Here is a 21,366-nt window from a genome sequence, read left to right on the forward strand (position 1 = left end):
GATACAACAAGAAAAGTTCACAGAAAATTCAAAAAACGAGAGGAGACTGAAAGATGAAAAAAAGGAAGATATTTGCTGGAGTTGTCCTAAGTGTATCAATGGCTTTATCTTTTGGCTCAGGAACAAATGCTGAGGATAGGTCGACTGCAAAGGCAAAGGATGTCAGCTCAGAGAAAACCTATCGTGTTCTGATTCAGGGATCTCAGTCAGAAAAAACAAAAGTAAAGAAAAATATGGGGACACACCGAGACTTCAGCAACCAAGGATTTACGACAGATGTTTCTGAAAAAGAATATCAGAAACTATTGGAAAATAAAAATATCGAAGTAGAAAAAGTACCTGAATTTAAAATTGCTGCAACTGTTATAGAAAAAGCTACTTCTGCACCTACAACCCGAGTGCCATGGGGAATTAAAGCAATCTATAATAATAGCTCTCTTACTTCTACATCAGGCGGCAGTGGAATTAAAGTAGCAGTTTTAGACACAGGCGTGTTAAAAACGCATGCGAGTCTTTCATCCAATATTGAACAATGTAAGGATTTCACTCAAACAAGCAGCACGGTTGTGAATGGCTCCTGTGCTGATGGGAATGGTCATGGTACCCATGTAGCCGGAACAGTGGCTGGCAATGGTACTGGCGTATATGGGGTTGCCCCTCAATCCAAAGTATGGGCCTATAAAGTTTTGGGTGACGATGGATCTGGTTATTCAGATGATATAGCAGCAGCAATTAGACATGCGGCAGACCAAGCATCCTCTACAGGTTCAAAAGTAATTATTTCAATGTCACTTGGTTCCAGCTCTAATAACTCTCTCATTAGCAGTGCTGTAACATATGCTTATGGAAAAGGTGTTCTAATTATTGCGGCAGCTGGTAATAGCGGCTATTCTGCCAATACAATCGGATATCCGGGTGCTTTGGCGAATGTAGTGGCTGTGGCAGCTCTTGAGAATGTTCAGCAAAATGGAACATACCGTGTGGCTAACTATTCTTCCAGAGGTAACCCATCCACAGATGGTGATTATGTAATTGGCTTAAAGGATGTTGAAATCTCTGCTCCAGGTTCTGCAGTTGAATCAACCTGGCATACGGGTGGATATAATACAATCAGTGGAACCTCAATGGCAACACCGCATGTATCCGGATTGGCAGCGAAAATATGGGCTTCCAATACAGGATACTCTCATACACAGCTACGCGCGGAATTACAAAGACGTGCGAAGTTAGTTGATATTAAAGGTGGATATGGAGCCGCTACAGGTGATGATTACGCATCCGGTTTCGGTTTTGCAAGAGTACAATAATAATTGAAACTTACGAATCAGCCTCCCGGTTTTTGGGAGGCTGATTGATAAGAGGAATAATTTAGAGAGTAAGAGTAATCTGATATGGAATTCAATGGAATCTGTAAAACTAAGGAGGTGTTTCCAGATGAAAGTATAAAAAGAATGATGCAAAACAACCAAACTTGTGGGGAATTCATCTTAAGCAGAGGAAAATCTACTGACGTGGAGCTGAAATTAGCAAAAGCGAGTATATAAATAGCAGAATCCAGCCGAATTGGACGGAAATCCAGCCAACTGAGTCCGAAAGCCGACTGATATATCAGATACAACGAAACAATTACACTATTTAATTATTCATTACTATCCCCCTTTAGGTAGTTGCCATTAGCAAAATCCTTATAAAGGAATTGATGATAATGAAAAAATGGTTTCGAATGAAAGGATGCGTAGAGTTATTTCGCTCGATAGCCAAGAAAGGAATGCTTTATTTTTATCAATTGGGGTTAGTTAGTATTGCCGGCTGGACATTGGCAAGTTTAGTGATGGCATATCAGGAAGTCTTGATGAATCCGATACAACTGCTCATGGTAACAGAATTGTCTAACCTTGATAAAGGTTGGTTCGTAGCATTGATGACCAATATAGTAACATCAGATGCAAATCGGATTATTGGAAGAGGGCTGTTGTTGCTGATTATTTGGATACTACTATTTCTATTTGTGCCTTTAGCAACGAGGAGTTTAAAGAGCTTCAGATTATTTCAGTTTGAGATAGAGCTGGAGGATGAAGATCCTTTGGAGGAACAAGTCCCTGTCGAAATTTTTCAATATGCACGGTTAAAAATCATTTCTAATATCTATGCCGAAAACAATAAAATGAGTCTCTACCGTTTCTATAATGAACAAGCCGGTTGGGCAGATTATAAAGAGGCACTGGCTTTCTATCTGGAAATAATGGCGGAGGAATACTGGGAGCAGGTTAGGATAGGAATCAATTGGGGGGTATATGAGTGGCAGGCTTTACCGGAAGAATGGAAACACCAGGCTTATATATCAGCAGATAAAGATAAGCCTTGTATAAAGAATAAACAAACGACTGTATATGGACCATCAAAAAACTCCATGATTTATACGTATCAGCATTTTGACACCGTCCTTGTAACGGTTCTTTGGAGTTATACTCATGAGTTTGATGCTATTGACCAGCAATGCATGTATATACTTCATCATGCCTTATCTGATCGTCTGGAAAACATAGAATATGCCATCTGGATTGAAAAAAAAGCAGCCTGTGGTCATTTTTATGAAACTGATTGTGAAATTATGGAGAGGTGAGTATTGGATTGACTGATTATATTATGGACAAAGCCAAATATCGTGCTGAAAAATATAGACAATCGCCAAAAATGTTGAGTATCACTAAAGAGTGTAAAGTTATTGAAATAAAGCCGAGAGCCGAATATGGTTATGCAATTGAGAAAAAGGTGTTTAAAAAGTAGTCCATTCCGCTCAATCTTTATTATTGACTGGATGGTCTATTTTTTTATTTGCCAAAAAGAGGCTAACGTATACCTGCACATTTATCCCAAAGAGAGTAACGTAAGGGAAATTTATTTATAAACAGAGAGGGGACTAGTATGTCCTTACCTAACAACCCAAACATTACCCTTGTATAATAATTGACCGGGAAGATGCCATTAAAATGTTACTGCCTTCCATAGCGATGGAAGTTATGGGTTTATCACATATATTGAATGCAAGGGGAGAGAAACTGTAGTAAAAGCTGTCCATAACATTCAGAAGACTCTATTATGATGGATGATAGCGTTAATCAAACACTTAGGACAACTGTAATATCATAAATTATGCTGCAACTGAAATTGGAAGATATCATTTTGGGCTAGGTTCCGTCTACCTTGTCAGTAGTAGTATCTTTTCAACGTGCCAATGAGGTAAGCCTCCCTTTAACTGAAAGGTTCGACTATTTCTCTCCAATTAGTAGGTACGGTCTCTGTGGAAACAGGGGACAGGGGCTAACATATCGATTGTAAGATTAGTATAAATAGTAATAAAAGAACGTGCTTTTCAAAGATGTTCTTTTTCAATGGCTGTTTTCGTATGTTGCTCAATACAAAAGACTCAATTACCATTTTGTAGTAGTTATAGATAGAGATAGCTGCTTCAACAAACCGAAAAAAGGAGTGCGTTATAGTGATAAATAAACGTTTTGAGGATGTTTATACTCAAGGAAAATGGAGGTTACTAAAATAATTCGTGATAATGAGACAGGAGTCCTATATATGTTTCATTATAACGGCCTTATTTCTGGATTAACTGTTATGGTTGATAAAGATGGAAAACCTTTAGTTAATAAAGATTTTATACCTGAGTCTGGTACTTCAGTGGAATAATGCGTCGGCCACTTCCTTATGGAGGTGGCTTTTTTTACACATATATTTAACCGTTAATCTAAAATGTACTTAAAACCATTTGATTCACTCGTTCTTTGGTTGCAAAGAGTTTAATCATTTTTTGGTCTCACAATATTGACAAGTCATAGATGAAATCGTTTGCGCAAAAAGTGAATATTATTTGACTTTTCAGGATAATTTATATGATTAAATAGGTAAATGAGTAAAAAAAGGTTTGAGATATTACATTCATATGTTAAATTGGAAAAGAAAGGTTTGTGCAAACGTTTTCGTAAAGTGGAAAATTAATAGTTTTTAAGAATAAGGTCACTGGTCTTTTACATATTTATAGAAAACGTTTACTTGAACCAAACATAAAGAGAGAAGCGAGGTAAAAGAATGAAACAAAAAAAATGGTATGCGGGTGCTTTATCAGCTTCACTATTGGCAGCAGCTGTCTTAACGGGATGCTCATCTGAGAGCTCTTCCTCCGGTAGCAAAGATAAGGTAACAATTGATGTATTTCAGTTTAAAGTGGAATTCAAGGATCAATTTGAAGATGTAGCCGAACAATATGAAAAAGAAAATCCAGGTGTAGAAATTAATATTACTACAGTTGGTGGCGGGGAAGATTATGGTGCTTCTTTAAAATCTAAATTTGCTTCAGGCAAGGAACCTGCTATCTATAATGTTGGCGGACCGCAGGATGTTGCAGATTGGAAAGATAAACTAGCTGATTTATCCGATACAAAAGCATCCAAAGAAGCACTAGATGGAACTCTAGATGGTGTAACTACAGATGATAAAATCCTTGGTCTTCCATATAACCAGGAAGGATACGGCTTGCTTTATAACAAAGAAGTCTTTGAAAAAGCTGGTATTAAAGCAGAAGAAATCAGAACAATGAAAGCGCTTGAAGAGGCGGTTAAAACAATCGATACCAAAAAAGACGATCTTGGTATTAAAGCAGTATTTGCTTTACCAGGAAAAGAAAAATGGATTACCGGGTTGCATGCTTCCAACGTCTTTATCTCTCCAGAATTTGAAGAAAATATTATGAATGCTTACAAATCTGACAAGGTTGATTTTAAATATGGAGATCAATATAAAACATACATTGATTTATCCAATAAATATTCTATTCAGCCAACTGTTAGCCTTGATTACTCACAGCAAGTAGAAGAAAACTTCTCACTTGGAAAGGTAGCTATGATTCAACAAGGTAACTGGGTATATGGTTCCATCGCCGGAATTGATGAAGAATTTGCTCAAGAAAAAGTTGGTATTCTACCAATTCCTGTAGAAAGTTATAAAGAAGATTCTCTACCAGTTGGTATTCCAATGTACTGGGGAGTAAACAGCAACAATGATGAGAAAGTTATTGAAGCATCTAAAGACTTCTTGGACTGGTTATATACATCTGAAGAAGGTAAAAAGACAGTTCTTGAAGATTTCAGCTTCATTCCTGCTTACAAAGGATATGATTCTAGTAAAATCGCAGACCCAATATCTAGAGAAGTATATGATTATGCGACTGAAGGAAAAACAATTGGATGGGTATTTATGGGCTATCCAACTGGTTGGGGCGAAGATAAATTGGGTGTAAACATACAAAAATATTTAAGTGATGAAATGTCTTGGGATGAGCTAGTCAAAGAATCTCAAAAATCTTGGTCTGAATCACGCTAATATCCTTTACGTATATGTGATAGAACTGCAAAACAAAGTAGTGTTGGGCTACTTTGTTTTGCTACATAGATAATGGATGAGGTCATAAATTTTGTCAAAATTTTGGAGGGGTAATAATGCGTACTCGCAGTTTTTCCTACTGGTTATTCCTTACACCGGTTCTAGTATCGCTATTTCTTGTCGTACTCGTGCCACTGGCACTTGGTGTATTTTACTCATTTACGGACTGGAATGGAATTCAAACAACCGCTTTTGTTGGTTTTCAAAACTATATTGGTATATTCCAAGAAAAAGAATTCATGGACGCTTTATGGTTCACAGTTAAGTTTTCTATCGTATCGATTATTTTAATCAATGTGATCGGTTTAGTTTTAGCCTTAATTGTAACCTCAAAAATTAAATCAAATAATATCTTACGTACAATCTTCTTTATGCCAAACTTGATTGGTGGACTGATTTTAGGGTTCATTTGGCAGTTTATTTTCACGAAAGCATTTGACGCAGTTGGTGTGGCCCTTGGCTATGAAGGTTTACAAGGCTGGTTGTCGACTACAAATACTGGATTCTGGGGATTAGTCATCCTGATGAGCTGGCAAATGGCCGGTTATATCATGATTATCTATATTTCGTATCTTGAGGGTGTTCCAGAAGAATTAACTGAAGCTGCCGAGATTGACGGGGCGAGCTATTTCCAAAAACTACGCGCAATCATATTCCCGCTCGTAGCACCGGCATTTACCGTTAGTATGTTCTTGACGCTGTCCAATACGTTTAAATTATATGATCAAAACTTAAGCTTAACAGCTGGGGGACCTTATAACTCCACACAAATGGTCGCCATGGAAATATTCCAGACTGCATTTAAGGAAAGCGATATGGCTTATGCCTCTGCAAAAGCAGTTATCTTTTTCTTGATTGTCGCATCTATCAGCTTGACACAAGTATATATCAACAAGAAAAGGGAGGTTGAATTGTAATGCGCAGAAAGCATAACTGGCCCTTGGAAATAACTGGGATTGTATTAGCCTTAATTTGGCTCTCCCCTTTTTATATCATGATTGTTAATTCGCTTAAAACAAAAAAAGAAATGTTTACGAATGTCTTAAGCCTTCCGGAAGCATTTAATTTTGACAACTATGTGGAGGCGTACGAACAACTGGATTTCTTGAAAACACTATTTAATTCCGTGTTAATTACAGTTGTAAGTGTAGGTCTGATTATTATCTTTTCTTCAATGGCTGCATATGCTCTCTCACGGAATAAAAGTAAGATGAGTACGTTTTTATTCTTTATTTTCGTGGCAGCTATGCTGATTCCTTTCCAATCCGTCATGATTCCATTAATTACGGTATTTGGGAAATTTGAAATGCTGAATCGTGCTGGCTTAATCTTTATGTATATTGGCTTTGGTTGCAGCTTGTCGATTTTCTTGTATCATGGAACATTAAAAAGTATATCCCAATCGCTTGATGAAGCGGCTACTATAGATGGAGCTAACAAATGGCAAATCTTCTGGCATATTATCTTCCCAATGCTAAAACCAATTTCTATTACAGTCGGTATTTTAAATACGATCTGGATTTGGAATGACTATCTATTGCCCTCCCTTGTCATCAACCAGGAAGGAATGCAGACTCTTCCATTGAAAATGTTCTTCTTCTTTGGGGAATATACAAAACAATGGCATCTTGCTCTAGCCGGGTTAACTTTAGCCATTATTCCTGTCATCATTGGATATTTCTTTGCACAAAAACAAATTATTAAAGGGGTAGCTGAAGGTGCAGTGAAATAGGATTTACGAATTGAGGGGTGGCTCTGATGGATGTAACAATTAAAGATGTTGCTCGAGAAGCGAATGTAGCACCGTCAACTGTGTCAAGAGTCCTGAAAGATAGCCCGCATATCAGTCTTCAAACAAAACGGAGAGTCCGGGAAATCATGAATCTGATGGGGTATACCCCTAATTTTCAGGCTCAAAGCTTAGCTGGGAAAAGTACACAGGCTATAGGAGTAATTATGCCTGACACTGCCTATCAAGCATTTAAAAATCCTTTCTTCTCAGTCGTTCTACGTGGCATTAGCCGAAGTGCGAATGAACAAAAATATGGTTTGTATTTATCAACCAGTTTTACTCAAGAAGGTATCTATGAAGAAGTTGTTTCCATGGTTCAAGGAAAAAGGGTCGACGGGTTAATACTCTTGTATTCACGTAAAAATGATGAAGTGATTGAGTTTTTAAAGCAAGTTAATTTCCCATTCATCGTAATTGGAAGACCCTTGATGCATGAAAAAAGTATTACTTATGTGGATAATGATAATGTGACAGTTGCTAAAGATGTTACAAAGTATTTGATAGAGATGGGACACAAGAATATTGCATTTATTGGAGGAAATGAAAACTTTGCTGTTACGATTGATCGTTTAAAAGGATACAGGGAGGCGCTGGAAGAGAGTGGACTACCATTTTGCAGGGATTATCTGATTGACGAACATCAATTTAATGATAAAGGTTTTGAATCACTAAAGAATCTAATTAACTACAATCCCATGCCAACAGCTATCATTGCCCAAGATGATTTGACCGGATATGAAATATTAAGTTATTTGGAAAAACTCAATATCCATGTACCAAGAGACCTTTCCATTATCGGCTTTAATAACCAAATTCTTTCTCAGCATTCGAGACCGCCACTGACATCAATAGAAATACATATATCTCGCCTTGGTATTGAAGCAACAAAAAGTTTAATTGAAAAGATAAAGGATCCAAACACATTTCCAAAGAGAGTGACGGTTCCAACACAATTTATTGAACGGGAATCTTGCAGAAACATAAAGTGAATTTTAAAGCTGTCCAATCATTCAACCGAGTAACTGATTGGACAGCTTTTGTTATGGAGAAATACAATACGTTTAGGCGCTTATCCTATTTTAATAGTTAGGGAGATGTATGCTATATAACTAAAAAATATGGAAAGGGGAAATCGCCTCAATTAAGTGCTGTTTTCGCTCAATTATTATGGAAAATCGCTCAATTATATTCAAGGAAAGCTATAGAATAAGATTATTTCTTATCTGTTTGGCTAATAAATGGCTGTTTTGAGCTTTTTTTATTGAAATAAGCATGTAAAAGACTTGATTGAATACAGATGAATGGTTAATAACATCATTTATAGAAAAAATCGATTCAAGCAAGCTATGAATAAGCTGAATCGATACTTTTTCAATTAATATTGAGTAACCTTGAAGCTTGAGTAGCTTTTTTACCATGAGCTACATAATAAAGGCCTATAGCTATAAACGAGATAACAGCCATTGTTAAATAAAGCCCACTATAACCGGAAACCGGAATATAAAATCCTTGAACAAATGGTCCGATCCCGATCCCAATGTCATACATGACAAAGAATGTGGAGGTGGCGAGCCCAATCCGGTGGGGAGACGTCATTTTGATTGCTACAGTTTGTGCACTGGATTGAAAAGTGCCAAGCCCTACACCGATTATAGCGCCTGCTAAAAGCAATGTAATACTGTGGCTTGTCTGACTTAAAACGATCAACCCGATTGTGTATAAAATTAGAGAGGGGTAGATTACTGTATTTTCACCGTATATATCAAACCATTTTCCCGTAAATGGACGCGTCAGTATTAGACAAATAGAATACATGACAAAGAAGAAGCCTGCTGTCGATACTAAATTAAGCTCCTGAGAATAGGAAGTTAAATAAGATAATATACTGGAATATGTAAATCCAATGACCCCAGCTGTAATAGCAATAGGCAGTGCGGCCAGCTCAAAGTAGTCACTTATTTTATGACCTTTCATCGACTTGACTTGCTCAGCTGTAAATTGCATCTTTGGAACATTCAAGAAGAGCGTGAAGATGAAACTTAACGAAGCAAAGACAACGGCAACCGAAAAGACAATTGTATAAGAAAAGGAATTGCTGATCATTAAGCCTAGAAATGGTCCAATAGCCATTGCCAGGTTTGTACTCATCGCGAAATATCCCATACCTTCCCCTCTTCTGGATAAAGGTAATATTTCAGCCACAAGTGTTCCTGTAGCGGTTGATGCGAAACCAAATGAAATACCGTGGATTAATCGAACGATTAGTAAGAGTGCAAGGCTCGACGCCATAAAATAGAGAATAGTTGCTGCTAAAAATAAGGCTAGACTGATCGTAAGCATTTTTTTTGCACCGACCAGGGCAATTCTTTTGCCAGCAATAGGCCTAACTAGCACAGCTCCGATAACAAATATACTTGAAGCGAGTCCGGCTATACTTTGGCTCGTATGAAAAGTAGTAATTGTATAAAGTGTTAAAGTAACCATTAAGCTGTAAAATGTTAAAAAGATAAATAAATTAGCTGAAGAGATTAATAGGAAGTTTTTTGTCCAAAGTCTTGGTTTCTCCATTTGTAGTCACGTCCTTATTCATGCTGTAATTGATGCTGCATTTTGCCAAATATCTTCATCATAATTTTTATTTCATCCTCTGATACACTTGACATTACTTTTTCTTCAAATTCACTGACATGGTGTATGCAGGTGATATAAATTTCTCTTCCTGCCTCTGTTAATTGAATTCTTTTTTCCCGTTTATTATCGCTTGGAATCTGCTCGATAATATCCCGCTCTTGCAGTCTGGTAACGGTTCTTGTAATAGTGGGTTTTTCCACATTCAAATAATTACTAATATCCACGAGGGTGGAAGGTCCATAGTGCTTTAAATAATAAATAATAGCCCATTGTGAGTGGAATAAATCATGCTTGGCTAATTGATCATTCAATCGTTTTGTAAATAATCGAGCTGTCTGCAAATATTGATGAAAAAAATACTGGTGCCCGGAAATAGACAATTGTACCACCACCTCGAATATAGTTACCTAGGTAACTATACGCCGGTGTTGATCATAAATCCAGTAAAAAGCACCAATAAATTCATTTGGATTATTGTTTCTTCAAAATTAGTGTAAATACACTAGAGATGGGGAATAAAATGATGAGATAATTGAGATTAACAGATAAGGGATTAGGAGGTGAAGAAGAAAATTCAAACATAGGAATTAAATGAAGTGTGATCCAAAATGTTTTATATTTTTTTAAAATCCTCGTCTTAATGGAATAGCTTACTAGTTTTCATTACAGAGGCTAGCCTAATCTTTACATATCTAGTTTTTCTATCTGCATGTATCTATTTTGAATTGAAGGAGTAGGGTCTATGGGTGAATTATTTCAGTTACTAAAAAAAGGAAATACAAGTGCAATTACAGCAGCAATCGTCAACTTAGTGATATCTATTATTAAAGGTGCAGCTTATATGTTTACTGGTAATGTGGCATTATTCGCGGAGACACTTCATAGTTTGGGAGATTCAGCTAACCAATTCTTTGTGTTTATTGGGTCAGCGTTAAGTAAAAAAGCACCGACCGAACGTTTTCCCAATGGATTTGGCCGCTTGGTAAATTTGGTTCTTTTGGGAGCGGTATTAATAGTAGGAATCATGTCTTATGAAACGATAAAAGAAGGATATATGCATATTTTACACCCTAGTGAATCTAGTTATTTTTGGGTGAGTATCGGTGTTTTAGCCATCAGTGTAATTCTCGAAGTTTTTGTTTTAGTTAAAGCAATGAAGGAAATTATGCATGAAGTCGGAGTGGAAGCGAAAGGCTTGTCTTTCTTATATAAAAGCTTCACCTATTTTGGTAAAGCGAAGCCTGCAACTAGGCTAGTGTTTTTGGAAGACCTAGTTGCTACTTCAGGTGGGGTTTTAGCGATCATCGCGATTGTCATATCACATTTAACAAACCTACACGCAGCTGAAGGAATTGCCTCCATTCTTATCGGCATGATGATGTTATTTGTAGTTGGTAAAGTATTCTTCGACAATGCAGCAGGTGCCCTTGGTGAAGCTGATGAACTGATGGAGCAATATATTGGCGATCTGGTTCTTCTTGATAAAGATATCAAGGATGTTCAGAAGGTAGTCGTAATTAAAGAGGGCGAGGATTTTCATGTAGAAGTCTGTGTCGAAATTGATCTGTCTTTAACGGTTGCCGATATGGACGATATTAAAGATCGTCTTAAAAAGCAAATCTTAGCGGAAAAGGGCGTTGTTGATGTCATGATCGAATTCGATGAAGACGATGGCCTGGTAAATTGGAACCAAGCTGAGAAATTGCCAGCAGAATAAAAACAAAGCGCTTGATGACGGGTATATGTCTCAAGCGCTTTTGTTTTTAATTATTTAGCTGTGGCATATCCAATTTATATAGTTTTGTATAATGGGGCATCATTTGAAGAAGTTCTTCATGAGAACCGTTCATACTGATTTCCCCGTCTTGAAGAAACAGAACTCTATCCATTTTTTCCACACCCATTAAGTGATGGGTAATCCAGATCATTGTTTTACCATTTAACGTCTTAAATATGGTTTCAAGGAGGCTGCGTTCGGTTTGCGAATCAAGACCGACAGTTGGTTCATCTAGAATAACAATCGGATTTTTTTGTAAAAGTATTCTCGCAAGCGCAATACGCTGACGTTCTCCGCCTGAAAAACGCCCTCCCAATTCATGCATACGCGTTTGATACCCATTTGGAAGAGATTCAATATAATCATGCATCCTAACTAATTTAGCAGCTTCATATACCTCTTCATCGCAAGCATTTGGATTGCCCAGCCGTATATTATTCATAACGGTTGTATCAAATAAATGTGGTTTCTGATGGAGTACAGAAATGAAGCTTGTAATTTGAGAATCTAAAAGAGAAATATCTTTATTTCCTATACTGATTTTTCCTTGATTAGGTTTATATGCACCTAATAAAAGCTTTACGATTGTACTTTTCCCCGCTCCGCTTTTACCCAGCATCGCAATTTTTTCGCCAGGCTGAATGGTAAAGTTTAAATTATTCAATACCTTCTCGTCAGTAGAAGAATAAGAAAAACTAATCTGATTAAAGGTGATAGGCAATGCAGTTTGTGCCTTCAAATCATTAAATTCGCTCGTGTTTTCATTGTTTGTTAATCCTATTAATTCTTTTTCTTCCTGTAAGCCATTCATTCGCTCCAATGAACTTTTATAACTGGAGACCTGGCTAACAGCATCGGATAATGGGGCGAAAGCATCGACTAATGGGAACACTACTAGAATAAAAGCTGCAATCCAAATAGGAGAGAATTGTTCGGCTTCTACCTGTAAGGTAATCCAGCAGGCAAGTGCCACAATAATAACCAATATGACAGCTTGAAAGAGAAAATTACGTTTTCGTTGAAATAGATTGATCTTTGCTTCAAGTACATCAACCTTTTTTTCATCTTTTTCATAACATTCGATAAAATCGGACTGTCTGCCACTAATCATCCAATCACCAATTCCCATAACAGCATCTGTCAGAGATTGATATAGTCCGTTTCTTGCATTTTTCATTTGTGCATGTCTTGCACGCGTCACTAATAGTGATACGAGAGGGAACAAAATAATCAGGACGAATAACAATAGAAACATTAGAAGCGCAAAAGGAATAGAAAAGAATCCTAATGCCAAGACAATTAACATATATAAACCGATGCTTATGATAGACGGAAAGATTGTCTTAATATATAAATCTTGAAGATGCTCAATATCATCAGCCATCACACCAAGCAAATCGCCGGTTTTATATCGGGATTTGAAATCTAAAGCATCTGGTTCAAGTGCCCTATATAAACGGACCCGCATACTCGATAGTATTTTTAAAACAAGGCTATGGCTGCTTAAGCGTTCAGCATAACGAAAGGCTGGCCTTGATACTCCAAACAGCCTTACCAAGACAATCGGTACATACACAAGGAGGATGTTTTCTGGTAAAGTGGCAGATTTGGATATTAAATAGCCAGATGTAAACATTAAAGCACCTGCGCTAAAGAACGTGCCAACACCAAGTACAATTACGATAGTTAAGAGCCACTTATTTTGGGATAAATAAGGACCAACCCAAGAGTTATTGAGAATGGAGATAGAGTCTTTTTTCTTAGCCATGGTGCACCTCATTTCCCCCTATGTGTTCTTTAATTAATTGATAATAATGGCCTTCTTTTTTTAATAGCTCCTCATGACTTCCGATTTCAACGATACGCCCTTGATCTAAAACAATAATTTGGTCCATGTCTGTCATCCAATGAAGTCGATGAGTCGCAAAGAATACAAGATGATCGTCAAATAAAGGAACGATATTTTGCTTTAATTCATATTCCGTCTCTATATCAAGGTGAGCAGTTGGCTCATCAAACAAGAGAATTTTTCTATTTTTATCAAGGAATGCCCGTGCTAAAGCAACTCGTTGTTCCTGACCGCCACTCAGCATACGACCGCTTTCTCCAATCTGTTCATCCAATCCATTTGGTAGGGAATCAACAACTTCTTTTAATCCTGCTCGATCAATAGCCAACTGAATTTCCTCTTCACTGGCGTTTGGAGTGTAAAATGTAATATTGTTTCGCACAGTATCATTAAATAGATAAGGATGCTGTGGAATATATAGCAATTGATCCTGCCAGCTCATTTCTTTAAAAGAGGAATAGGAATGATTGTTAATAGTAACTGTGCAGGATGTAGGGTTTAAAAATCCGCCCAGTACATCAATTAAGGTAGATTTTCCGGCACCGCTTGCGCCAATAATACCGATTTTTCCGTATCCCTTCCATGAAAATGATAGATCATTCAGAGCGGATTGATTGGATTCCATGTGTTGGACTGTCAAGTTGCTAATGGTTAAGGAATCCTGATTTGACCAAGTAGAGAATGTTGTATTTTGTTTTTGTTTTAGATCAAGCGGCCAATTAATAATCCGTTGAATAGCAGACATACTGTTTTTTCCGTCTAAAGTAGCGTGGTAATCTGTTCCGAAGTCCCGAATCGGTAAAAAGTATTCAGGAGCAAGGATTAATACCGTAAGTGCCGGTCCTAATAAAATTGCACCTTCCATAAGCCGAACACCCAGGAATAAGGCGACAATAGCGACTGAAAGGGAGGTGAAGAAATCGAGCGCGAATGTTGAAAGGAATGCAATTCGCAGTGTCCCCATCGTTGCTTTTCGGTAACGTTCACTTACGTTTTTGATATTTCGATCGTACTTTTTACTTAAGCCCAGAAGTCGTAAAGTTTCCAAGCCACGTAAGGAATCAACAAAATGGTTGGAAAGGACTTGATAGGATTCATATTGTTTATCAGCCTTACGCTTTGCTGCAATCCCAAGCATAGCCATAAAGAATAAAAGAATAGGGAGTACAATGATTACAATTCCCGCAGAAGTCAAATCAAGCGTCAGCATAAACCCTACAATTAACAGAGGAATCAGGAACATACTCATCATCTTGGGCAAGAAAAGCTTTAAATACGTTTCAACCTGGGAAACACCTTCTAAAGCCATTGTTACTAAGCTTCCTGTCCCTTCGGATTGGGTGAATCGAGGACCCAATTCAAATAATTTCTTCAATAATTCTTTTCGCATCGCTGTCCCTGATTCGGAGGCAAAGCGATCCATCCATTTATCACGAATAAAAGTCAAAAGGTGGCGTACCAAAAAAGCTAATACGAATAAAAGGAAGGGGATAAGCTGTTCAGACAGCTTTTCCCCATTAAATAAGTTTGTAATCCCTTCAGCAAGGTAGATGGCCTGAATAATAATGGCAATCCCCTGTAATAAAGAAATCACGAATAGGAATGTCATGGTGCTCTTTATTCCTTTTATAGTTAAAATCTCTTTGTTTATCATTAATGACTCACCGGTTCCTTATCAGAAATACGCTTTCTGAATACATAGTAGCTCCATATTTGATAGCCAAGAACGAAGGGAAGTAATATTAATGCTACGATGGTCATCACCTTAAGGGTATATGGTCCACTGGAAGCATTCAATATAGTTAAGTTATATTCGGAACTAATTGAACTAACCATTACTCTTGGGAACAGACCAACAAATAACATCGTAACAGTAAATAGCATAGTTGAAGCCGTCATAGTGAAGGCTAAAGCTTCCCTTTTCTTTGCTGAGAATACATAACCTAATACGGTTGTTACAACTGCACCGAGCAGGAATAATGGTGTAGCGAGCGGCCGTACTTCAAATAAGTCTGTCATTGTATAGGTTAGTACGGCGAAAACTATAAGACCTGCTAATAGAATTAAATATATTTTTGATACTAAAGAACGTGCACGATCACGAATCTGCCCCTCTGTCCGAATGCCGATGAATGTTAAACCATGCACAAGGCATAACACAATCATCGCGATTCCGCCAACAATGGAGTAGGGGTCAAAGTAATCTCCAAAGCTAGCATACATATTTTTGGATGCATCAATTGGCATTCCACGTACAAGGCTAGTAAAAAGAACACCCAATACAAAAGCAGGTATTATACTGCCGACAAATATCATCCAATCCCAGAAACTGATCCACTTTTCATGGACTTTATGTCTGAATTCAAAAGCAACTCCTCGTACAATTAAGGCCAGCAGGAATAAAACAAATGGTAGATAGTACCCACTGAACATGGTTGCGTACCATTCAGGGAATGCCGCAAAAATAGCACCGCCTGCAGTAATCAACCATACTTCGTTTGCATCCCAGAAAGGCCCGATGGTAGAAACCAACTGATCCCGCTCTTTTTGATTACGCGCGAGAAAACGAGTGGACATTCCCACGCCAAAGTCAAAGCCTTCAAGAATAAAGAAACCAATAAATAAAACAGCTACAAGGATAAACCATAACTCATTTAGACTCATGCTCCAAAGGCCTCCTTGTCAAATAAATCTACATCTGGTTTTGTATCAGTGGTTTGGTATGGTCCTTTTTTAATTTGTTTCACAATAAGAGTGATTAATACGACAGCAAGAACAGTATAGGCCCCCAAAAATACAATAATCGATGTTAACAGCTGTCCTGCAGTAACATTAGGGGATACGGACTGTGCAGTCGTATATAATCCAAAGACTGTCCAAGGCTGCCGGCCAATTTCAGTCATAATCCAGCCAGCTGTATTGGCGATAAAAGGAAGGGCTATTGCTCCAACCATTGCTTTTAAATAGAGTGATTGATTTATTAGGTTATTTTTCTTGATAAATAATAGTCCTAAGGCTGCTAAGCCCATAATAATAGCACCAGCGAAAACCATAATGCGGAAGCTCCAATAAACAGCTCCTACCGGCGGGATATAATCGCCTTCACCATAAAGCTCTGTGTATTTCTCCTGGAGTGTATTCATTCCTTCTACAGATCCCTCAAAGCTATTATAGGCTAAGATACTTAAAGCATAAGGGATTTCAACAGACCACTTGTTTTCACGGGTTTCTTCATCAATATTAGCAATTAGCGACCAGCTTGCCGGGTCACCGCTATCTTCCCATAAACCTTCACTGGCTGCCATTTTCATAGGCTGTGAGGACATTAAATGCTGTGCCTGCCAGTGACCAGTAAATGCGATTCCAAGTCCTGAGATCATCGCCACAATCATAGCGATTGTAAATGATTTCTTAAATACATCTAAGTTTTGCTTTTTCAATATTTTAAATGCACTGATCCCAGCTACTACGAAGGCTCCGGTTGCAAAAGCCCCAAAGACCGTATGTGGAAATTCAACAAGCAGCTGAGGATTTGTGATAAATGCCCCGAAATCATTTAATACAGCTTTGCCATTCTCAATCGCAATCCCAACTGGTTCCTGCATAAAAGAGTTCGCAGCGAGAATAAACAAGGCAGAAAAAATGGTACCGATTGATACAAGCCATATAGATAGTAAATGAACCCATCTTGGCAATCGGTCACGCCCAAACATCCATACACCAATGAATGTGGATTCTAAAAAGAAAGCCAGTAAGGCTTCAATAGCCAATGGAACACCAAATACATCTCCGACAAAGCGGGAGTATTCTGACCAGTTCATTCCAAACTGGAATTCTTGGATAATTCCTGTAACTACTCCGACAGCAAAAGAGATGAGAAAGATATTTCCCCAAAACTTTGCCATGTCCAAATAAATTTCTTTTTTCTTAAAAAAATACAATGTTTCCATAATAGCAACTAAAAATACCAATCCAATGGATAGTGGTACAAAGAAGAAGTGATAGATTGTAGTTGCTGCATACTGAAACCTAGCGAGATCCAATACTTCCATTTAACTGTTCACACCTTTCAATTCTTATGCATTGTTCATTCATTCACAAAACAGACGAAAAAAAACCATTTATAAAGTGCTGTCATCTCTATTATAAAAGTAACTAATTATTTTTGCGTGAATGAAGAGTTGGCTTAAATAGTTTAAATTGTTTAGTAGGTTATCCCTATGTATATATTAATAATTAGTTAAATTTACAATGACCTTGTTTATATTAGATATAATAGTCCTATAATTTGCAAATATCTATAACTAAACTAAAATTACTATAATTAATTCAAATTTATGAAACAATATTGTCACAAAAGCTGCGCAAACGAATTGTCATTCATTTGCAAATCAGTTGACAAAAAGAACAGCTTGATTTTAATAAATCAAGCTGAAGAGGAAGATCAAGATTAATATTTTACCAACTTGTAGCCTTTTATTTTGCAGATATGATTCATAGCCTGATTAAACGTAGCAAATGTTTCATTCTTTATTTTTGTTCCCTGGTTTACGATTTGGCGGACAAGAGTAGTGGACAGGCCTGTATATATAGCTTCTGTACCCAATAAAGCAAGGGATTGAGAGATGACCTCCAGCTCTGCCACAATATATTCGTCATCCAGTGAAGTTACGCTAGTAAAATCAATCACCATATAGGAAGCCTGTTTATCAGAGCTTTCATATAAAGCCTTCTCTTTGATCTTATGAAGACGATCTTCAGACAAAAATCCAGTAATGGGCATTAAAAGTACATCATCCAGAATTGTTTTGATGATAGGAGCATACATTTCTTCCATCATCGAATGCCCTTTATGTATTTCTTCTTCATAATCGGTTACATCCTTCCAAGTGAGCATATAACCTGTTAAACCATTGTTGAATGTAAAGGGACTTATTGCAATCTTAGCTGTGTATTTATTGAAAAATATAATTCTGCTGGTATTGGGGAAGGAATCGTTTTCGAGTATTGTCCTCTTGCAGTTCCCCCCTTGATCAAATTCTGCTATGTTTCTCCCGATATATTCTTCCTTACTTGATAAACCGGTAAAAGGACTTAGACATTGAATTAATTTGTCAGCGTAACGATTGATAAATATGATGGTTAATTGATCATCACAAATAAAAATATTTTCTCCTACTGCATTTAATAATTGATAAGTCTCCTCTGATTGAAAATATCCCATAACCTGTCTCCTTATTTTCTTCGTGCTGTATTAACTCTCATTATACGGAATAATATTGGATAGATAAAAAGTTTTACTTTATATATTAAAAAGGGTAACCAATCAAGAGGTTCAAGAGGATGAGTAGATAGCATATGGGAGACAGTACTATTATTGAGGAAAATATATATCCAACTGGTAATAAAAGTTGTATACTGAAAATTGTGAAAAGACAGGAGGTTTTTGAATGAATTACTCTCTAACATGGAATTTGGATAACATATTTCCAAATGGCTCTGAGTCACCTGAATTACTATCAAAATTAGCTGAAATCAAAGAGCTGTTAAATACATACAAAGGGGCAGTAAAAGCTTGGCAGGCTCCTTCAGACGTTAGCGGTACCAAAGAGATTGTTTCTATATTAAAACAAACAGAGGTACTGCAAAAAGCAATCTATCAGGTATCGGCATTTCTTGAATGTGCTACTGCCCAAAATGTCCATGATACAAAGGCGGATCAATTAAATGGAGAAGTATACACATTAATAAGTGAATTCGAAACAGTTTTTACAGGATTTACAATTAAACTTGTCCAAATAAATGATGCTGTCTGGCAAGAAATCATCGAACAACCAGAAATTAGTGAAATAGCTTTCTATATTAATGAGCAAAGGGAACATGGTAAGGAACAATTATCGGAAGCTGAAGAAGCACTCATTAATGCATTGCGCGTAGATGGATATGTCGGGTGGAGTACCCATTACGATTCACTTGTAAAAATGATTGAGATTCCTTATACAAATGAAGATGGCGAGACTGTTCATTTATCAGCTGGCCAAGCTTTTAATAAGATGCACGACGATCCTAATCCAGAAGTCCGAGCGGAAATTTTCAAGAAATGGGAAAAAGCCTGGGGAGAAAAAGCCCCTTTGTTTGCTGACACGATTAATCATTTAGGCGGCTTCCGTTTGGCTAATTATAAAATGCATGGTGTTGAAGATTTTATGAAAGAGCCATTGCAGTATAACCGAATGAAGAAAGAAACATTGGATGTAATGTGGGATGTCATTGCAAAAAATAAGCAGCCTTTTGTAGAGTTTCTTAACCGTAAGGCAAAGCTTTTAGGTAAAGAGAAATTGAGCTGGGTAGATGTTGATGCACCGATCGTAACAACGGAACCGATGCATTACACATTTGATGAGGGAGCAAAGTTTATCATCGATAATTTTGCGAAATTCGGTGATGAATTGCCTAAATTTGCCCAGGAAGCATTTGAAAAGGCGTGGATTGAAGCAGAGGATCGTACTGGCAAGCGTCCTGGAGGATTCTGTACTAGCTTTCCTGAAACAAATGAATCACGTATCTTTATGACCTATTCAGGCTCACCAAGCGGTGTAGCAACGCTTGCTCATGAACTAGGTCATGCTTTCCACAGCCATGTATTAAATGATAAGCCATTCTTTAATACAGATTACGCGATGAATGTCGCTGAAACAGCATCTACATTTGCTGAACAAATTTGCTCTGATGCCAGTGTCCGTGCTGCTGTATCGGATGCAGAAAAAATCACATTGCTCGATAACAAAATACTAAATGCAATTGCTATGTTCATGAACATTCATGCCCGTTTTATTTTTGAAAAAAATTATTATACAGAACGCAAAAATGGATTGGTTTCCGTTGAGCGCTTGAACGAAATGATGGCATCTGCACAAAAAGAGGCATATCAAAATTCTCTGAGTGAATATCATCCAACCTTCTGGGCAAGTAAATTGCATTTCTATATTGCAGAAGTGCCATTTTATAATTTCCCGTACACGTTTGGATATTTGTTTAGCTTAGGGATTTATCACTTATCTTTAAAAGAAGGTAAGTCATTTGAAAAGAAATATATTGCATTATTGCAGGATACAGCTGCTATGACAACAGAGGAGCTTGCGATGAAACATTTAGGTGTAGACCTAACGAAACCAGATTTCTGGCAGGCTGGTGTGGATCTTGCAATTGCTGATGTAAATGAATTCCTTGAATTAACGAAATAAAGGGAGAAATTCCTTTTGTGTGGCATTGTCATTCTTTAGAGGGTGGCAATGCTTTTTGACTTTGATAGATCATTCAAGCATGTAAAGAGTAAACTATAGGATAGATGGTTGAAAAGGGGATTAGATATTAAATGGTTATACGTTCATCAAGAATTGAGGACTACGAACAATTAATAGAACTTGAAAATTTGATTTGGAATTATACAAATACACCGATGCCGATCGTTTGGGAATCAGTAGCCGATTATGCTCAGCATTTTCCGCCGGGAAGCATGTTTGTCGCAATTGAGAACGGGAGAGTTGCGGGCTATATGTCTGTTAAATATCCTACTCCGTTGGAGAGCAATTGTCATGTATGGGAAATGGCGATTGGTGTCCATCCTGACTTTCAGGGCAAGAGTATAGGCAGTAAATTATTGCAGTTTCTGGATGAAGAGGGGAAGAAGCGTGGGATCCGAAAAATTTCTTTAAGGGTATTGTCCACAAATACACCGGCTATTTCTTTCTATAAGAGGAATGGCTATATTAAGCAAGGTGTATTAAAGGGAGAATTTTTTCTGAATGGTCAGTATGTGGATGATATACTAATGTATAAAGAACTCGTTGATTAAGAAGGAGAGGTTGT

19 protein-coding genes are annotated in these 21,366 nt (G+C 37.3%); 12 read left to right on the plus strand and 7 right to left on the minus strand.

From position 1 onward, the window contains the following. The first annotated feature begins 53 nt into the window (after window positions 1–53). From AC4BHP_RS02205 to AC4BHP_RS02245, 9 genes are all read left to right on the plus strand, one after another. Entirely contained in the window at window positions 54–1,307 is a 1,254-nt protein-coding gene (locus AC4BHP_RS02205) for a S8 family peptidase (RefSeq protein ID WP_490551178.1), read from the plus strand. 398 nt (window positions 1,308–1,705) lie between these two features. After that, window positions 1,706–2,623: a hypothetical protein gene (locus AC4BHP_RS02210; protein WP_066104763.1), complete on the plus strand. Its 918-nt coding sequence runs from the start codon at window positions 1,706–1,708 to the stop codon at window positions 2,621–2,623. A gap of 8 nt (window positions 2,624–2,631) precedes the next feature. Then, window positions 2,632–2,787: a hypothetical protein gene (locus AC4BHP_RS02215; RefSeq protein WP_175354270.1), complete on the plus strand. Its 156-nt coding sequence runs from the start codon at window positions 2,632–2,634 to the stop codon at window positions 2,785–2,787. Between the two features lie 224 nt (window positions 2,788–3,011). Further along, window positions 3,012–3,065, plus strand: coding sequence for a hypothetical protein (locus AC4BHP_RS02220; RefSeq protein ID WP_483861235.1), 54 nt, complete (start codon window positions 3,012–3,014; stop codon window positions 3,063–3,065). Window positions 3,066–3,588: 523 nt separating this feature from the next. Further along, a complete protein-coding gene (locus AC4BHP_RS02225) occupies window positions 3,589–3,699 on the plus strand; it encodes a DUF6440 family protein (protein ID WP_257469147.1) in 111 nt (36 codons plus the stop codon). Between the two features lie 399 nt (window positions 3,700–4,098). After that, entirely contained in the window at window positions 4,099–5,388 is a 1,290-nt protein-coding gene (locus AC4BHP_RS02230) for an ABC transporter substrate-binding protein (RefSeq protein ID WP_490551179.1), read from the plus strand. Between the two features lie 116 nt (window positions 5,389–5,504). Continuing rightward, complete coding sequence (locus AC4BHP_RS02235; protein ID WP_139892442.1) at window positions 5,505–6,365, plus strand: carbohydrate ABC transporter permease; 861 nt, start codon at window positions 5,505–5,507, stop codon at window positions 6,363–6,365. Next, complete coding sequence (locus AC4BHP_RS02240; RefSeq protein ID WP_139892441.1) at window positions 6,365–7,180, plus strand: carbohydrate ABC transporter permease; 816 nt, start codon at window positions 6,365–6,367, stop codon at window positions 7,178–7,180. Before AC4BHP_RS02235 ends, AC4BHP_RS02240 begins: the two co-directional genes overlap by 1 nt. Window positions 7,181–7,206: 26 nt before the next feature. Further along, complete coding sequence (locus tag AC4BHP_RS02245; RefSeq protein WP_066104749.1) at window positions 7,207–8,229, plus strand: LacI family DNA-binding transcriptional regulator; 1,023 nt, start codon at window positions 7,207–7,209, stop codon at window positions 8,227–8,229. Window positions 8,230–8,611: 382 nt separating this feature from the next. On the opposite strand, the gene AC4BHP_RS02250 is transcribed toward AC4BHP_RS02245, so the two are convergent. Together AC4BHP_RS02250 and AC4BHP_RS02255 are read right to left on the minus strand one after the other, a co-directional pair. After that, window positions 8,612–9,808, minus strand: coding sequence for an MFS transporter (locus AC4BHP_RS02250; RefSeq protein ID WP_490551180.1), 1,197 nt, complete (start codon window positions 9,806–9,808; stop codon window positions 8,612–8,614). A gap of 14 nt (window positions 9,809–9,822) precedes the next feature. Next, on the minus strand, window positions 9,823–10,251 hold the full coding sequence (locus AC4BHP_RS02255) for a MarR family winged helix-turn-helix transcriptional regulator (protein ID WP_175354269.1): 429 nt from the start codon (window positions 10,249–10,251) through the stop codon (window positions 9,823–9,825). A gap of 362 nt (window positions 10,252–10,613) precedes the next feature. Between AC4BHP_RS02255 and AC4BHP_RS02260 the strand changes: the two genes are divergently transcribed. Beyond that, the gene (locus tag AC4BHP_RS02260) at window positions 10,614–11,588 is read left to right on the plus strand and encodes a cation diffusion facilitator family transporter (protein ID WP_066104742.1); all 975 of its coding nucleotides are present in this window, start codon (window positions 10,614–10,616) and stop codon (window positions 11,586–11,588) included. Between the two features lie 46 nt (window positions 11,589–11,634). Here the strand turns inward: AC4BHP_RS02260 and cydC are convergent, their stop codons facing one another. From cydC to AC4BHP_RS02285, 5 genes are all read right to left on the minus strand, one after another. Next, window positions 11,635–13,416 (minus strand): thiol reductant ABC exporter subunit CydC, encoded by a 1,782-nt coding sequence (cydC, locus tag AC4BHP_RS02265; protein ID WP_148630071.1) that lies wholly within the window; start codon window positions 13,414–13,416, stop codon window positions 11,635–11,637. After that, the gene (gene cydD, locus AC4BHP_RS02270) at window positions 13,409–15,148 is read right to left on the minus strand and encodes a thiol reductant ABC exporter subunit CydD (protein ID WP_217491082.1); all 1,740 of its coding nucleotides are present in this window, start codon (window positions 15,146–15,148) and stop codon (window positions 13,409–13,411) included. Before cydD ends, cydC begins: the two co-directional genes overlap by 8 nt. A 2-nt stretch (window positions 15,149–15,150) precedes the next feature. After that, the gene (gene cydB / locus AC4BHP_RS02275) at window positions 15,151–16,161 is read right to left on the minus strand and encodes a cytochrome d ubiquinol oxidase subunit II (RefSeq protein ID WP_066104733.1); all 1,011 of its coding nucleotides are present in this window, start codon (window positions 16,159–16,161) and stop codon (window positions 15,151–15,153) included. Beyond that, window positions 16,158–17,549, minus strand: coding sequence for a cytochrome ubiquinol oxidase subunit I (locus AC4BHP_RS02280; protein WP_066104730.1), 1,392 nt, complete (start codon window positions 17,547–17,549; stop codon window positions 16,158–16,160). Before AC4BHP_RS02280 ends, cydB begins: the two co-directional genes overlap by 4 nt. 398 nt (window positions 17,550–17,947) lie before the next feature. Then, window positions 17,948–18,721 carry a hypothetical protein gene (locus tag AC4BHP_RS02285; RefSeq protein ID WP_066104727.1) on the minus strand — a complete coding sequence of 258 codons (774 nt, stop codon included), beginning with the start codon at window positions 18,719–18,721 and terminating at the stop codon, window positions 17,948–17,950. A gap of 226 nt (window positions 18,722–18,947) precedes the next feature. On the opposite strand from AC4BHP_RS02285, the gene AC4BHP_RS02290 reads away from it, so the two are divergent. Then, window positions 18,948–20,741 (plus strand): M3 family oligoendopeptidase, encoded by a 1,794-nt coding sequence (locus AC4BHP_RS02290; protein WP_140462054.1) that lies wholly within the window; start codon window positions 18,948–18,950, stop codon window positions 20,739–20,741. A 131-nt stretch (window positions 20,742–20,872) separates the two neighbouring features. Beyond that, window positions 20,873–21,352 (plus strand): GNAT family N-acetyltransferase, encoded by a 480-nt coding sequence (locus AC4BHP_RS02295; RefSeq protein ID WP_139892432.1) that lies wholly within the window; start codon window positions 20,873–20,875, stop codon window positions 21,350–21,352. Window positions 21,353–21,366: the final 14 nt, after the last annotated feature.

Source organism: Pradoshia sp. Z4_20, from assembly GCF_058216035.1.